Genomic DNA, 14,808 nt, shown 5'->3' with positions numbered 1-14,808 from the left:
ATTATAGACCGTACCCTAAACCGACACAGGTGGGATGGTAGAGTATACCAAGGCGCTTGAGAGAAGTCTCCTGAAGGAACTCGGCAAATTGCCTCCGTACCTTCGGAAGAAGGAGGCCCTCATTCCGGGCAACCGGTTTGAGGGGGCACAGGCCAGGGGGTAGCGACTGTTTAGCAAAAACACAGGGCTCTGCTAAGTCGGCTTCAAGACGACGTATAGGGCCTGACGCCTGCCCGGTGCCTGAAGGTTAAGTGGAGTGGTGCAAGCTGCGAAATGAAGCCCAGGTAAACGGCGGCCGTAACTATAACGGTCCTAAGGTAGCGAAATTCCTTGTCGGGTAAGTTCCGACCTGCACGAATGGCGTAACGACTTCCCCACTGTCTCCAGGAGATGCTCAGCGAAATTGAATTCTCCGTGAAGATGCGGAGTACCCGCGGTTAGACGGAAAGACCCCGTGCACCTTTACTGCAGCTTCAGAGTGGCATTAGGAAAGAACTGTGTAGCATAGGTGGGAGGCTTTGAAGCGTTGGCGCCAGCTGACGTGGAGCCATAGGTGAAATACCACCCTGTTGTTTTCTGATGTCTAACCTCGATCCATGAAACTGGATTAGGGACCCTCTGTGGCGGGTAGTTTGACTGGGGCGGTCGCCTCCTAAAGAGTAACGGAGGCGCGCGATGGTAGGCTCAGGACGGTTGGAAACCGTCTGCAAGAGTGCAATGGCATAAGCCTGCCTGACTGCGAGACTGACGAGTCGAGCAGAGACGAAAGTCGGTCATAGTGATCCGGTGGTCCCGAGTGGAAGGGCCATCGCTCAACGGATAAAAGGTACGCCGGGGATAACAGGCTGATGATTCCCAAGAGCTCATATCGACGGAATCGTTTGGCACCTCGATGTCGGCTCATCACATCCTGGGGCTGGAGCAGGTCCCAAGGGTTTGGCTGTTCGCCAATTAAAGTGGTACGTGAGCTGGGTTCAGAACGTCGTGAGACAGTTTGGTCCCTATCTGCCGTGGGCGTCGAAATTTGAGAGGAGTTGACCCTAGTACGAGAGGACCGGGTTGAACATACCTCTGGTGTACCTGTCGTGGCGCCAGCCGCGCAGCAGGGTAGCTATGTATGGACGGGATAACCGCTGAAAGCATCTAAGCGGGAAGCCTCCCTCAAGATAAGATTTCTTAGAGCCGTGGAAGACCACCACGTTGATAGATCGGATGTAGAAGCGCGGTAACGTGTGGAGCTAACCGATACTAATTGCTCTATTCGCACTTAAGAGTCCCACCATCAACGACAATCCTGACGGGTTGTCCGCGACAAGTGGATGATTGTAGTCAGACAAATATTGCACGGACATCGATTGAAACCCGATTTTGACCCACGCCGACTTCATTGCTTGGTGACCATGGCGTCAGTGACCCACCCGATCCCATCTCGAACTCGGACGTGAAACCTGACAGCGCCGATGGTACTGCTGCTTAAGCAACGGAAGAGTAGGACGTCGCCAGGCATTGTGGTCGGCGTGAGGCTGAAATCGGAAGAACCCATTCACAAAGTTAGAGGCCGGCAGAAATGCCGGCCTTTTGCTGTTAGCGGCTCGCGCTTGGCGTCGAGATTCGCGATTGGTGGCGCGGGATGGAGCAGCCCGGTAGCTCGTCAGGCTCATAACCTGAAGGTCGTAGGTTCAAATCCTACTCCCGCAACCAACAAAAAAGCCCGCTTTCCTTGGGGATGGCGGGCTTTTTCGTGTCTGAAGCGAGCGTCTTTCGATGGTGCCGAAGGGAGCCCCGCCCGGATCAAGCGGTCCATTCGGAGGGATCGGATTCTTCGCCGATCAGTGCGAGGCCATGTGCGATCGATGTCAATTCTCCGCCGGTTGCGATGCGATCGGTGCCGAAGCGGCGGTCGAATATCGTCCTGATCGCGGGTATGAGTGACGATCCGCCGGTCAGGAACACGCGGTCGATATCCATCGGCTCGATGCCCGCGCGGACGAGCGCCTGATCCATCGCGCTTTCGATGCGGAGCAAATCGCCGGCGATCCACCGCTCAAAATCCGCGCGGCGTACATCGGCGCTGATTTCCACACCGCCGCCTACAAATTGAAACTCGGCGTGATCGCTGCTCGAAAGCGCGCGCTTGAGCCGGCCGACCGCGTCGTAGAGCGGGAAACCCTGTTCATGCTCGATCAGCCCGATCATGCGGCCGATGAGGTCGGGCCGGACGGCGTCGCGCTGAAGGCGGCGCAGTTCTTCGATGGTCCGGCGGTTGCGCATCATCGCAAGCCGCGACCAGTCGCCGAAATCGGCGAAATATCCGCCCGGGATCTCGAGCAATTTGTCGAACGACCGATAATTGCTGCCCTTGCCCAGCAAAGGCAGCACCAACCGGTCGACAATACGATAGTCGAAGCGGTCGCCCGCGATGCCGATCCCAGACGAGGCGAGCGGTACGCAACGGCGCGGGGCGCCCGGTTCGGCAACGCGGACGATCGAAAAGTCGGTCGTACCGCCGCCGAAGTCCGCAACCAATATCGTCGCCGGCTCGGTGAGCCGCGACGCATAGCTATGCGCGGCGCCGAGCGGTTCGTGAACATAGTAGATTTCGGTACCGAACGCCGCGAGCATCGCGTCGTAGCGTTGCCGCGCCAGCGCTGGATCGGCGCGTGCGCCGGCATATTCGACCGGACGGCCGACGATGATCCGATGCGGCCGCGTGTCGAGCGCGCCGCGAGCATGCGCGACGAGCCGCTGGAGAAACAGGCGCCCCATATCTTCGAAGCGGAACGGCTTGTTAAAGATCATCGCGCGTTCGAACAGCGGGCTGGCGGCTACACTCTTGAACGACTGGATAAAGCGGCTGTCGAGCGGTGACTGAAGATATTCGTCGATCGCCCAGGGGCCCGCCTCGTGCGCGATGCCGTTCCAGCCGCGTTCCTCTTCCCAGAAGCACAGCGCCGACCGGAACACGGCGTTGCGCGTCTGTGCGTCGCCGAACTCGACAAGCTGCGTTCCGCCCCGGCCATCGGCGAGCGCGACGACGCTGTTGGTCGTGCCGAAATCGAGGCCGAGCGCGCTCACGGCTGCGGTGGTCATGGGAGTGCTCCTGTGGCGGCGGGGTGCCGCGCGGGGCGGCGCCTATTGCACAGGGCGGGTCGGGGAGCAAGTTCCGGGTCGGGACGGGGCTTGTCCGGTCAGGCTTCGGGTCTCCACGCGCGATAGAAGGTGTCGACCGCGGCGTCGACTTCGTCCTGAAGGCGACTGAGGTCGCGGCTTTCGGGAAGATTCAGCAGGGCGAACTGGTACAGGCCCGACTGGCACAGTCCGGCAAATTGCTGCACCGCGCGCATCGGATCGCCCATCCTTATCTCGCCGCGTACCATCTTTTCGGCGACCCAGTCGGCGGCGCGCGCTTTTCCGCGCCGCGGGCCGCGATCATAGAAAGTCTCGGCCAGATGCGGGAAGCGGTCGGCCTCACCGACGACGAGACGATAGAGCGACAGCAAGGGGGTCGCGGTCAGCTTCGTCATCAACACATTGCCGAAACGACGCAGCACATCGGGCACCGGCTCGTCGAGCGGCAGGTCGATGGTGAGTGCGTCGCCATATTGTTCGACGATACCGTCGACGACGGCCGCGAACAGATCCTCCTTCGAAGGAAAATAGGTCCAGAGCGTGGTCTTCGACCCGCCGACCTTGCTCGCGATCGACGACATGGTGGTTCCCGCATAGCTGTTCGCGAAGAACAGCTCGCGCGCCGCATCGACAAACGCTTTTCGCCGCATCGCCGCGGCATCGTCTGTCGCAGCCGTACTATCTGGTATCATTTCGATTGACAACGCATCCTCCGAAGTTCATCTGCGCATGATACCAGCTAGTATCGTTGGAAGCCATGCCCCGGACAATTTTTCTCTCCACCGCTGTTTTCAGCCTGCTCGCGGGCTGCGCGAGCGTTCCCGACCTTGGACCCAAGCCGGTTCCGGCCGCAGCCGAGTCGCTCGAATCGAGCGCGTCTTTTGCCGGCGCGCAGGGCCAATGGCCTGCCGAAGGCTGGTGGCAGAGCTTCGGTGATGCGCAGCTCGATACGCTGATCGCCGAGGGTTTGAAGGGCTCGCCCGACGTTGCCATCGCGGCGGCGCGCGTGCGCGCCGCCGATGCGATGGCGCAGCAGGCCGATGCCGCCCTGTTGCCGCGCATTGGCGCGGAGGGCAGCGCCGGCGGTGTCCAGCAAAGCAAGAATATGGGCATTCCGCCCGCGTTCGTTCCCGAGGGTATCCAGGACACGGGGCATGTCGCCGCGACCTTTTCCTTCGACCTCGACCTGTGGGGCCGCAATCGCGCGGCACTCGCGGCCGCGACCTCCGAAGCCGAGGCCGCGCGCGTCGACGAAGCACAGGCGCGGCTGATGCTGACGACGGGAATCGCGTCGGCCTATGCCGATCTTGCGGGCTATTATCATGCGCTGGACGTCGCCAACGAGGCGGTACGCGTTCGCGTCGCAAGCGCGGACCTGTCGGGCGAACGCGCCCGCGCGGGCATCGAGAATCAGGCGAGCCAGCGGCAAGCCGAAAGCCGTGCCGCCTCGGCGCGCGCCGACGTCGTCGCGCTCGACGAAGCGATTGCCACGACCCGCAACCGGATCGCCGCGCTCGTCGGGGCAGGGCCCGACCGCGGCTTCTCGATTGCGCGGCCGCAGATGGCGCGCCCGCCATTGGGTCTGCCGAACAGCGCCGGGATCGACCTGATCGGGCGGCGCCCCGATATCGTCGCGGCGCGGCTGCGATCCGAGGCCGCCGCTAAGCGTATCGATGTCGCGCGCGCCGACTTCTATCCGGATATCAGCCTGTCGGCGCTCGTCGGGCTTCAGTCGCTCGGTCTGTCGAACCTGTTCAAGTCGGGGTCCGAATATGGCAATGGCGGCGCCGCGATCAGCCTGCCGATCTTCGAAGGCGGGCGCCTTCAGGGACGCTATCGCGGCTCGCGCGCTGATTATGACGTGGCGGTTGCAACCTATGACCGCACGCTGATCGATGCGCTGCGCGACGTCGCCGATCTCGTTGCGCAACGCGCTGCGACCGAGCGTCAGCTTGTCGGACGGCGCGAGGCGCTGACCGCGGCGGCCGAGGCCTCGAAGCTTGCCGGGCTGCGCTATCGTGCCGGCCTGTCGAACCAGATCGTCCAGCTCACTGCGGAGGACAGCATGGTGGCGCTCAGCCGCGCCGTCGCCGACCTCGAGGCGCGCCAGCTCACACTCGACATCGCCCTGATCCGCGCGCTTGGCGGCGGATACCGGGCCAGCAACTCAACAGGAGACGAATGATGGCCGACGAAACGGCTGCAGCGGCAACCGACGCTCCCGAAACCGCAGCCGAGGGCAACGGCGCCAAGCGCAAGAAGCTGCTCGGCATTCTTGCGATGGTCGTCGTGACCGTCGCGATCCTGTGGGGGCTCTGGTATTTTCTGACGCAGGCGGGGCGTGTCCACACCGACAACGCCTATGTCGGCGCCGATTCGGCGCAGGTGACCGCGCTCGTATCGGGCCCCGTCAAGGAAGTGCGCGTCAGCGGCACGCAGGCGGTGAAGAAGGGCGACATCCTCGTCATCCTCGACGACGCCGACCAGCGGATCGCGGTTGCCGATGCCGAAGCCGCATTGCGTCTGGCACGCCAGCGCTATGGACAGGCCGATGCCAACGCCGACGCGGCGCGGGCTCGTGTCGCGGCACGCGGCGCTGACATTGCGCAGGCGCGCGCGCGCCTGCGCGACGCCGACGCGGCGGTTGCGCGCACGCGCGCCGAACTCGCGCGGCGCGAAAGCATCGCGGGCACCGGGGCCGTCTCCGGCGAAGAACTCACCGCTGCGCGCGCAGCCTTGGCGTCGGCGAGCGCGGCGCGTGATCTCGCCGCCGCCGGTATCGCCTCGGCCGAAGCGACGCGCGGATCGGCGAGCGGCGATCTCGGCGCCGCCGAAGCCGTCGTCCGCGGCACAACGATCAACACCGCGCCCGATGTGGCCGCCGCCGAAGCGCGGCTCGAAAAGGCGCGGCTCGATCTCGCGCGCACCGTGCTGCGCGCGCCGGTCGACGGTATCGTCACCAACCGGCAGGTTCAGGTCGGGCAGCGCATTGCAGCGGGCGCGCCGATCATGGTCCTCGTCCCGATTGCGACCGCCTATGTCGACGCCAATTACAAAGAGAGCCAGTTCAAGGATATCCGCCTCGGCCAGCCGGTCGAGCTGGTCTCGGACTATTATGGCGGCGACGTCGTTTTCCGCGGCAAGGTGGTCGGCGTCGCCGGCGGCACCGGTGCGGCCTTCTCGCTGATCCCCGCGCAAAATGCGACGGGCAATTGGGTGAAGGTGGTCCAGCGTCTGCCGGTGCGCATCGCGCTCGACCCGAAGCAGCTCAAGGAGCATCCGCTGCGCGTCGGGCTGTCGATGGAAGCCACGATCGACACGCGCGGCAACTGAGCCATGGCCAGCGCTGCCCTCTCTGGATCCGCTATTCCGGCCGAACCGCAGCCGCTGACCGGGGTGCGGCTGATCGTCGCGGCCTTCGCGCTGGCGCTCGCCAATTTCGTCGTGGTGCTTGATACCACGATCGCCAACGTGTCGGTCCCGCATATCGCGGGCGGGCTCGCGGTATCGCCTACCCAGGGAACGTGGGTGATCACCAGCTATGCGGTCGCCGACGCGATCAGCGTGCCGCTCACCGGCTGGCTCGCGATGCGCTTCGGCACCGTGCGCTGGTTCATGATCTCGATCATCGGCTTCGGCATCTTCTCTTTCCTCTGCGGTGTCTCGCGCACGCTCGACGCGCTCGTGCTCTTCCGCGTATTGCAGGGGCTCGCTGGCGGGCCGCTGATGCCGCTGTCGCAGATCCTGCTGCTGCGCATCTTTCCCAAGGAAAAGGCCGGGATCGGTCTTGCGATCTGGGCGATGACGACAACCACCGCGCCCATCCTCGGACCGATCCTCGGCGGGACGATCAGCGACAATTGGACCTGGCCGTGGATCTTTTTCATCAACCTACCCGTCGTCGCAATCTGTGCGTTCGGCGTGTTCACGCTACTGACGCCGTTCGAGACCAAGCGCGCCAAGGCACGCATCGACGTCATCGGCCTGATCCTGCTCGTCGTGTCGGTCGGCGCGTTCCAGATCATGCTCGACACCGGACGCGAGCATGACTGGTTCGGATCGGCATGGATTGTCGGGCTCGCCGTCGTCGCCGCGATCAGTTTCGCCGCCTTCGTGATCTGGGAACTGACCGACGCCAATCCGGTCGTGAACCTGCGCATCTTCCGCTTCCGCGGCTTCACCTTCGCCACCATGGCGATATCCTTGGGCTTCGGCGCCTTCTTTGCGCAGGTCGTGCTCACGCCCTTATGGCTGCAGCAGGTCGCGGGCTATACTGCGACGCAGACCGGCTTCATCGTCGCCTGGCTCGGCGTGTTCGCCGTGCTGCTCTCGCCCGTCGCGGCGGGCCTGATGACGAGGGTCGACGTTCGCATCACCATTTCGGGCGGCATCCTCTGGATGGCGGTCATGTCGGTCTTGCGCGCGAGCTGGAACGCCGACGTCGGCTATTGGACCCTCGCGCTGCCGCATATCCTGCAGGGGATCGGCATGCCCTTCTTCTTCGTCGGACTCACCGCGCTCGCGCTGAGTTCGGTGCCATCGCATCTGCAAACATCGGCGGCGGGGTTGATGAGTTTCCTTCGTACGCTGTGCGGTGCGATCGGCACCGCGGTGGCCACGACAGCGTGGGACGACGCCAGCCGGACCTCGCGATCCGAACTGGTGTCGTCGCTCAACAATCCCGAAGCGGCCATGACCTCGATGCAAAGCGCCGGGCTGACGCTCGAACAGGCGCGCGGGGCGATCGAACGGCTCGTCGACGTACAGGCCTCGACGCTCGGGGTGATCCACCTGTTCCTTGCATCGGGCGTGGTGTTCGTGCTCGCCGCTATATCGGTCTGGTTTGCGCCGCGTCCAAAGCAGATTTCGATGGGGGGCGGGCACTAGGCCTATTTGGCGAACAATTGCCGGAGATCCGCGAAGGCCTTGAATTCGAGCGCATTGCCCGCGGGGTCGTAAAAGAACATCGTCGATTGTTCGCCCGGCTGGCCGGGAAAGCGCGTGTGCGGCTCGATCACGAATTCGGTTCCCGCGGCTTTCAGCCGGCCGGCGAGCGCGTGCCATTCGGCGGGCGGCAGCACGACGCCGAAATGCGGCACCGGCACCGCATGACCATCGACCGGATTATGTGCCGCCGCCGCACGCGCCGTATCGACTCGGTGCGCGACGATCTGATGCCCATAGAGGTTGAAGTCGATCCAGTCGGCGTCGCTGCGCCCTTCGGGGCAGCCGAGGACGGTGCCATAGAAATGGCGCGCGGCGTCGAGGTCATCGACGGGGAATGCGATATGAAAGGGGGCAAGGCCGGTCATGCCGCCTGTCTGCAACAGTCCCGGCAGGAATACCAGTCGGGGACTTGGGCTGGCGCGCCGAACATGCTAGGCGCGCGCCCATGCTGACAATCAACGGAATCACTGTACGCCTTGGCGGGCGCGCCATCCTCGAACGCGCTACTGCGAGCCTGCCGGCCAAAAGCCGCGTCGGGCTGATCGGGCGTAACGGCGCGGGCAAGTCGACGCTGATGAAGGTGATGATCGGCCAGCTCGAAGCCGACGAGGGCAGCATCGACATGCCGCGCAGGACGCGCGTCGGCTATATCGCGCAGGAAGCCCCGAACGGCACCGCGACGCCGTTCGACACCGTGCTCGCCGCCGATACCGAGCGCGCCGACCTGCTCGCGGCGTCGGAGGTCGAGCAGGACCCCGACAAGCTCGGCGATATTCACGAACGGCTGATTGCGATCGACGCCTATACCGCGCCGGCGCGCGCCGCGCGCATCCTGATCGGGCTCGGTTTCGACGAAGACATGCAGGCCCAGCCGCTCGACAGCTTCTCGGGCGGGTGGAAGATGCGCGTCGCGCTTGCGGCGCTGCTGTTCTCGGAACCCGACCTGCTGCTGCTCGACGAACCGTCGAACCACCTCGATCTCGAAGCGACCTTGTGGCTCGAAAATTTCCTGCGCGCCTATCCGGGGCAGCTGGTGGTGATCAGCCACGAGCGCGACCTGCTCAACAATGTCGTCGACAACATCCTCCACCTCGAAGGCGGCAAGGTGATGCTCTATGCCGGCGGCTATGACGCGTTCGAGCGTCAGCGCGCCGAACGCGCGGCGCAGCTCGCGGCGGCGAAGGCGTCGCAGGATGCGCAGCGCGCGAAGCTTCAGGATTATGTCGCACGCAACAGCGCGCGCGCCTCGACCGCGAAACAGGCGCAGTCGCGCGCGAAGATGCTGGCGAGGATGCAGCCGATCGCGGCGCTCGCCGAGGATCAGACGCTGGCGTTCGATTTCCCCAGCCCCGACGAACTCAAGCCGCCGCTGATCACGCTCGACCTTGCCAGCGTCGGTTACGCCGACCGGCCGGTGCTGCAGCGGCTCAATCTGCGGATCGACCCCGACGACCGGATCGCGCTGCTCGGCCGCAACGGCAACGGCAAGACGACGCTTGCGCGGCTCCTGGCGGCGCAGCTGACCCCGATGGTGGGGGCGATGGCGGCGTCGGGCAAGATGCGCGTCGGCTATTTCACGCAGTATCAGGTCGAGGAACTCGATGGCAGCGACACCCCGCTCGCGCATATGACGCGGGTGATGGAGGGCAAGACGCAAGGTGCGGTCCGCGCGCAGCTTGGCCGCTTCGGCTTTTCGGGCAACAAGGCGACCACGCAGGTCGCGAAACTGTCGGGCGGCGAGCGCGCGCGGCTGGCGCTGGCACTCATCACCCGCGATGCGCCGCACCTGCTGATCCTCGACGAACCGACCAACCATTTGGACGTCGATGCGCGCGAAGCACTCGTGCAGGCGCTCAACGGTTTCGAAGGCGCGGTGGTGCTTGTCAGCCACGACCGGCACATGCTCGAACTCACCGCCGACCGGCTGGTCCTCGTCGACGACGGCACCGCGCGCGAATATGACGGCAGCATGGACGATTATGTCGACATGATCCTCGGCAAGGGACCGTCAAAGGAAAAGGTGTCGAAGGCCGACAAGAAGGAAGATCGCAAGGCCGCCGCGGCGGCGCGCGAGGCAGCGGCCAAGATCAAGAAGGATGTTTCGGACGCCGAGGCCGATCTGGCCAAATATGAAGTCGTCCTCTCCGCGATCGACCGTGCGATGTTCGACCCGCAGGGCGCGGCGAACGAATATGCCGGGCTGACGATGAGCGAATTGTCGCAGCGCCGCGGCAAGATCGTCGCGGCGCAGGAAGCCGCCGAAGCGCGCTGGGTCGCGGCGAGCGAAGCGCTGGAAGCGTTCGAAACCGCCGCCGCATAGATCGTTCGCCCCGATATCGTCACCCCGGACTTGATCCGGGGTCCAGACATCGAAGCTGCCATGGATGCCGGATCAAGTCCGGCATGACGAAGTTGTTGTGGGCTCACCCGCATTGACTCCCGCACCTCAATCCATCATAATAGTTTCAATTGAAACTAGATGGGATGTGCGTCATGACCGATTTGTTCGATAATCCGCTGGGCCTCGACGGCTTTGAGTTCGTCGAATTCTCGGCGCCCGAGAAGGGCCTGCTCGAACCGGTTTTCGAGGCGATGGGCTTCACCCGGATCGCACGTCACCGCTCGAAGGACGTCCAGCTATGGCGCCAGGGCGGCATCAATCTGATCGCCAACTACGAACCCAAATCGCCCGCCGCCTATTTCGCCGCCGAACATGGTCCGTCGGCGTGCGGCATGGGTTGGCGCGTCCGCGACGCGGCGAAGGCCTATGCAGAGGCGATTGAACGCGGCGCCGAGCCGGTCGAGGTCAACCCCGGCCCGATGGAACTCCGCCTGCCCGCAATCCGCGGTATCGGCGGGTCGATCATCTACCTGATCGACCGGTACGGCGACGACCTCAGCATCTACGACATCGATTTCGTTTACGAAGAGGGCGTCGATCGTCACCCGGTCGGCGCGGGGATGCAGCTGATCGATCACCTGACCCACAACGTCTATGGCGGCCGCATGGCGCATTGGGCGGCGTTCTACGAGCGCATCGCGGGCTTCCGCGAGATCCGCTATTTCGACATCAAGGGCGAATATACCGGCCTGACCTCAAAGGCGATGACCGCCCCCGACGGCAAGATCCGCATCCCGCTGAACGAAGAAGGCGCGGGCGGCAAGGGCCAGATCGAGGAATATCTGCGCGCCTATAATGGCGAAGGCATCCAGCATATCGCGTTCAGCTGCGACGATCTTTACGCCGCGTGGGACAAGCTCAAGGCGCTCGGCAACCCCTTCGCTCCCGCGCCGCCGGCGACCTATTACGAGATGCTCGCCGATCGCCTGCCCGGGCATGGCGAACCCGTCGATGGCCTCCAGTCGCGCGGGATCCTGCTCGACGGCTCGACCACCGAAGGCGATCCGCGCCTGCTGCTCCAGATTTTCGGCCAGACCGTGATCGGCCCCGTCTTCTTCGAATTCATCCAGCGCAAGAAGGATGAAGGGTTCGGCGAGGGCAATTTTACCGCGCTGTTCAAATCGATGGAAATGGACCAGATTCGCCGCGGAGCGCTGACTGTCGAGGAACCTGCCGAATGACCAGCCCGATCAAACTCGGCGGCGTCCACCACGCCGCCTATCGCTGCAAGGATGCGAAGGAAACGGTGGGTTGGTACGAGCGTATGCTCGGCATGACCTACACCACCGCGTTCGCCGAGGATCATGTGCCGTCGACCGGCGAATATGACCCGTACATGCACGTCTTCCTCGACGCGGGGAACGGCAACATCCTCGCCTTTTTCGAATTGCCGAACCAGCCCGTCATGGGCCGCGACGAGAATACCCCGGCATGGGTTCAGCATCTCGCGTTCAAGGTCGGCAGTTTCGACGAGCTAACGCAGGCGAAGGCGCATCTGGAAAGCGAAGGCGTCGATGTGCTCGGCCCGACGCACCATGGTATCTTCAAGTCGATCTATTTCTTCGACCCCAACGGTCACCGCGTCGAGCTGGCGTGCGACATCGGCACCGCCGAGCAATATGCCGAACTGCGCCGCGTCGCACCGCTGATGCTCGAAGAATGGAGCCAGACCAAAAAGGCTCCGCGCCACGCCGATTGGCTGCATACCGCGGCGAACGAGTAGATTTCGCAGGGAGGGAGAGGGGCCTTCCCATCGTCACCCCGGACTTGATCCGGGGTCCACGACTTCAAGCGCTGCGATGGATCCCGGATCAAGTCCGGGATGACGAGACGGGGCCTTTTGGCACTTCGTCGATTACTTCCGATCCAGCCCGATGCTTTCCAGCGTCGCACCGCTGCACTTGTCGGCTTCCTTGCTCTTGCCATCGCCCGACAGCGCGCCGATCGCGAGGAAGCCCGCGACCACAGCGACCAGAAACGCGCCGGTGACCCAGATCAGATATTTGTCGATGAATGCCTTGATCGGCGCCCCGAACAGCCGGAACAGGATTCCGACGAGCATGAAGGAAAAGGCCCGACTGGCGAGGCTGGCCCACAGGAAGGTCCAGAAGTTCATGTGGATGAAGCCGGCGGTGATCGTCAGCAGCTTGAACGGGATCGGCGTCGCGCCCTTGATCAGGATGATCTCGGCGCCGAATTCGCGCAGGTAACAGGCGGCCGGCGGAAAGGCGTCGGTCAGCCCGAGCACGCCAAGCAGCCACAACCCGACGCTCTCGTACAGAAAATAGCCGATCGAATAGCCCAGCATCCCGCCCGCAACCGACGCGAGCGTGCAGATGATCGCATAGCGCACCGCCTTCTTCGGATTGGCGAGGCACATCAGCCCGAGCAGCGGGTGCGGCGGGATCGGAAAGAAGCTTGCCTCGACGAAAGACACCAGCGCCAGCCAGAACTCGGCATGCGGGTGCGCCGATTTCTCCATCGTCCAATTGTACATGCGCTGGATGAAACCGGGCCGTTGCGTAGTGGCGGTCATGCTGGTCCTTTGCGGGAGAGGTAACGCGGACCCGTATGCCGTCCGTATAGGGCGAAGTCGAGATGCCCGTCAGAGATAGTGATCCCCGGCGAAGGCCGGGGCCCATGCTTAGACATCCTCTGGGCGCCGGCTTTTGCCGGGGATCACCACATTAATGCCGGAAATGCCGCATCCCGGTGAACACCATGGCAAGGCCCGCCTCGTTCGCCGCCGCGATCACCTCGTCGTCGCGGATCGAACCGCCGGGCTGGATCACGCAGGTCGCGCCCGCTTCGACCGCCGCCAGCAGGCCGTCGGCGAACGGGAAGAAGGCGTCGCTCGCAACCGCGCTGCCGACGGTGCGCGCTTCGGCCCAGCCGTGCGACTCAGCGGCTTCGCGCGCCTTGACGGCGGCGATGCGCGCGCTGTCGCGGCGGTTCATCTGGCCGGCGCCGATGCCCGCGGTCGATCCGCCCTTGGCATAGACGATCGCGTTCGACTTCACATGCTTGGCGATCGTCCACGCGAACAGCGCGTCGGTCAGCTCTTCCTCGGTCGGCGCGCGGTCGGTGACAATTTTCAGGTCGGCGCGCGTGATGTGGCCATTGTCGCGGCTCTGCGCGAGCCAGCCGCCCGCGATCGTCTTCATCATCAGCCCGCCGCGCGCCGGATCGGGCAGTTCGCCGGTGAGGAGCAGGCGGAGGTTCTTTTTCTTTGCGAACACCGCGCGGGCGTCGGCGTCGGCGTCAGGCGCGCAGACGACTTCGGTGAAGATGCCGCTGATCGCCTCGGCCGTCGGCCCGTCGAGCGGCCGGTTGACCGCGATGATCCCGCCGAACGCCGAGACATCGTCGCATTTCAGCGCCGCGTCATAGGCTTCGGCGATCGTCGCCGCGGTCGCGACGCCACAGGGGTTCGCATGCTTGACGATGACGCAGGTCGGATCGGCCTCGCGGAATTCGGCGACGAGTTCGAGCGCCGCGTCGGCGTCGTTGATATTGTTATAGCTGAGTTCCTTGCCCTGCACCTGGCTTGCCTGCGCGATACCGCGCGCGGCGGGGCCGGCGGGCAGGTAGAGCGCGGCCTTCTGGTGCGGGTTCTCGCCATAACGCAGCTCGGCTTGCAGCTTGGCGGTCAGCGGCAGCGTATCGGGGAAAAGCTTGCCCTGATCGGCAAAAGCGAACCAGCTGGCGATCATCCCGTCATAGGTCGCGGTGTGCGCGAAGGCGGTCGCAGCGAGGCGCTTGCGCAGCGCGAGTGTCGTGGCGCCGCCATTGGCATCCATTTCGGCGATCACCGCGGCATAATCTTCGGGCTCGGTGACGATGTTCACGAACGCGTGGTTTTTCGCCGACGAGCGCACCATCGCGGGGCCGCCGATGTCGATATTCTCGATGATTTCGTCGCGCGCCGCGCCCTTCGCGACGGTCGCGGCGAAGGGGTAGAGGTTGACGACGACGAGATCGATTGCGCCGATGCCATGCTCCTCCATCGACGCGACATGCGCCGCATCGTCGCGCACCGCGAGGATGCCGCCATGGACCGTCGGGTGCAGCGTCTTGACGCGGCCGTCCATCATCTCGGGAAAGCCGGTGAGGTCGGACACGTCGAGGACCTTGTGACCGGCTTCGCGTAGCGCCTTGGCGGTGCCTCCGGTCGACACAAGTTCGACGCCATGCTTGACGAGCGCGGCGGCAAGCTCGACGAGCCCCGCCTTGTCGCTGACGGACAGGAGGGCGCGGCGGACGGGAATCAGGTCGGTCATTTGGGAGGGCCTCGGCTGGCGATGGGATGACGCGGCCCCCCTAGGCGGCTG

General features: G+C 64.3%; 11 protein-coding genes, 1 tRNA gene and 2 rRNA genes (1 of these 14 only partly in view). 9 read left to right on the top strand and 5 right to left on the bottom strand.

Features of this window, described 5'->3' with window-relative positions; translation table 11 throughout:
* From AC07NV_RS04360 to AC07NV_RS04350, 3 genes are all read left to right on the top strand, one after another.
* Nucleotides 1-1,271: ribosomal RNA gene (locus AC07NV_RS04360) — 23S ribosomal RNA — on the top strand; it begins 1,522 nt to the left of the window's first position.
* Nucleotides 1,272-1,390: 119 nt separating this feature from the next.
* Nucleotides 1,391-1,505 (top strand): 5S ribosomal RNA (gene rrf, locus AC07NV_RS04355).
* Nucleotides 1,506-1,624: 119 nt separating this feature from the next.
* A tRNA-Met gene (locus tag AC07NV_RS04350) sits at nucleotides 1,625-1,701 on the top strand.
* 90 nt (nucleotides 1,702-1,791) lie between these two features.
* Here the strand turns inward: AC07NV_RS04350 and AC07NV_RS04345 are convergent.
* A complete protein-coding gene (locus AC07NV_RS04345) occupies nucleotides 1,792-3,090 on the bottom strand; it encodes an Hsp70 family protein (RefSeq protein ID WP_495165113.1) in 1,299 nt (432 codons plus the stop codon).
* 98 nt (nucleotides 3,091-3,188) lie between these two features.
* Nucleotides 3,189-3,779, bottom strand: coding sequence for a TetR/AcrR family transcriptional regulator (locus AC07NV_RS04340; RefSeq protein WP_495165112.1), 591 nt, complete (start codon nucleotides 3,777-3,779; stop codon nucleotides 3,189-3,191).
* 107 nt (nucleotides 3,780-3,886) lie between these two features.
* On the opposite strand from AC07NV_RS04340, the gene AC07NV_RS04335 reads away from it, so the two are divergent.
* Genes AC07NV_RS04335 through AC07NV_RS04325 form a run of 3 tightly spaced genes read left to right on the top strand, consistent with a single transcriptional unit; the run spans nucleotide 3,887 to nucleotide 8,016 of the window.
* Nucleotides 3,887-5,314: an efflux transporter outer membrane subunit gene (locus tag AC07NV_RS04335; RefSeq protein WP_495165111.1), complete on the top strand. Its 1,428-nt coding sequence runs from the start codon at nucleotides 3,887-3,889 to the stop codon at nucleotides 5,312-5,314.
* On the top strand, nucleotides 5,314-6,462 hold the full coding sequence (locus tag AC07NV_RS04330; protein WP_495165110.1) for an HlyD family secretion protein: 1,149 nt from the start codon (nucleotides 5,314-5,316) through the stop codon (nucleotides 6,460-6,462). Before AC07NV_RS04335 ends, AC07NV_RS04330 begins: the two co-directional genes overlap by 1 nt.
* A gap of 3 nt (nucleotides 6,463-6,465) precedes the next feature.
* Nucleotides 6,466-8,016, top strand: a complete 1,551-nt coding sequence (locus AC07NV_RS04325) for a DHA2 family efflux MFS transporter permease subunit (RefSeq protein WP_495165109.1) — start codon at nucleotides 6,466-6,468, stop codon at nucleotides 8,014-8,016.
* 2 nt (nucleotides 8,017-8,018) lie between these two features.
* Here the strand turns inward: AC07NV_RS04325 and AC07NV_RS04320 are convergent, their stop codons facing one another.
* On the bottom strand, nucleotides 8,019-8,441 hold the full coding sequence (locus AC07NV_RS04320) for a VOC family protein (protein WP_495165108.1): 423 nt from the start codon (nucleotides 8,439-8,441) through the stop codon (nucleotides 8,019-8,021).
* 80 nt (nucleotides 8,442-8,521) lie between these two features.
* Between AC07NV_RS04320 and AC07NV_RS04315 the strand changes: the two genes are divergently transcribed.
* The 3 genes from AC07NV_RS04315 (at nucleotide 8,522) to AC07NV_RS04305 (ending at nucleotide 12,200) form a co-directional block, all read left to right on the top strand.
* Nucleotides 8,522-10,396: an ABC-F family ATP-binding cassette domain-containing protein gene (locus AC07NV_RS04315; RefSeq protein ID WP_495165107.1), complete on the top strand. Its 1,875-nt coding sequence runs from the start codon at nucleotides 8,522-8,524 to the stop codon at nucleotides 10,394-10,396.
* A 173-nt stretch (nucleotides 10,397-10,569) separates the two neighbouring features.
* The gene (gene hppD, locus AC07NV_RS04310) at nucleotides 10,570-11,658 is read left to right on the top strand and encodes a 4-hydroxyphenylpyruvate dioxygenase (protein WP_495165106.1); all 1,089 of its coding nucleotides are present in this window, start codon (nucleotides 10,570-10,572) and stop codon (nucleotides 11,656-11,658) included.
* Nucleotides 11,655-12,200 (top strand): VOC family protein, encoded by a 546-nt coding sequence (locus tag AC07NV_RS04305; protein ID WP_495165105.1) that lies wholly within the window; start codon nucleotides 11,655-11,657, stop codon nucleotides 12,198-12,200. The genes hppD and AC07NV_RS04305 overlap by 4 nt, the downstream gene beginning before the upstream one ends.
* 132 nt (nucleotides 12,201-12,332) lie before the next feature.
* Here the strand turns inward: AC07NV_RS04305 and AC07NV_RS04300 are convergent, their stop codons facing one another.
* Together AC07NV_RS04300 and purH are read right to left on the bottom strand one after the other, a co-directional pair.
* Entirely contained in the window at nucleotides 12,333-13,013 is a 681-nt protein-coding gene (locus AC07NV_RS04300) for a YqaA family protein (protein WP_495165104.1), read from the bottom strand.
* A gap of 151 nt (nucleotides 13,014-13,164) precedes the next feature.
* A complete protein-coding gene (gene purH, locus AC07NV_RS04295) occupies nucleotides 13,165-14,757 on the bottom strand; it encodes a bifunctional phosphoribosylaminoimidazolecarboxamide formyltransferase/IMP cyclohydrolase (RefSeq protein ID WP_495165103.1) in 1,593 nt (530 codons plus the stop codon).
* Between the last annotated feature and the right edge of the window lie 51 nt (nucleotides 14,758-14,808).

Source organism: Sphingopyxis sp. GW821-FHT10B01, assembly GCF_059415685.1.
The sequence above is the reverse complement of the archived record's forward strand: the minus strand, read 5'-3'. Positions and strand labels throughout refer to the sequence as shown.

Coding starts and splice junctions, on each gene's coding strand:
- AC07NV_RS04345 (WP_495165113.1), bottom strand. CDS start 3,090: ATGACCACCGCAGCCGTGAGCGCGCTCGGCCTCGATTTCGGCACGACC.
- AC07NV_RS04340 (WP_495165112.1), bottom strand. CDS start 3,779: ATGCGGCGAAAAGCGTTTGTCGATGCGGCGCGCGAGCTGTTCTTCGCG.
- AC07NV_RS04335 (WP_495165111.1), top strand. CDS start 3,887: ATGCCCCGGACAATTTTTCTCTCCACCGCTGTTTTCAGCCTGCTCGCG.
- AC07NV_RS04330 (WP_495165110.1), top strand. CDS start 5,314: ATGGCCGACGAAACGGCTGCAGCGGCAACCGACGCTCCCGAAACCGCA.
- AC07NV_RS04325 (WP_495165109.1), top strand. CDS start 6,466: ATGGCCAGCGCTGCCCTCTCTGGATCCGCTATTCCGGCCGAACCGCAG.
- AC07NV_RS04320 (WP_495165108.1), bottom strand. CDS start 8,441: ATGACCGGCCTTGCCCCCTTTCATATCGCATTCCCCGTCGATGACCTC.
- AC07NV_RS04315 (WP_495165107.1), top strand. CDS start 8,522: ATGCTGACAATCAACGGAATCACTGTACGCCTTGGCGGGCGCGCCATC.
- hppD (WP_495165106.1), top strand. CDS start 10,570: ATGACCGATTTGTTCGATAATCCGCTGGGCCTCGACGGCTTTGAGTTC.
- AC07NV_RS04305 (WP_495165105.1), top strand. CDS start 11,655: ATGACCAGCCCGATCAAACTCGGCGGCGTCCACCACGCCGCCTATCGC.
- AC07NV_RS04300 (WP_495165104.1), bottom strand. CDS start 13,013: ATGACCGCCACTACGCAACGGCCCGGTTTCATCCAGCGCATGTACAAT.
- purH (WP_495165103.1), bottom strand. CDS start 14,757: ATGACCGACCTGATTCCCGTCCGCCGCGCCCTCCTGTCCGTCAGCGAC.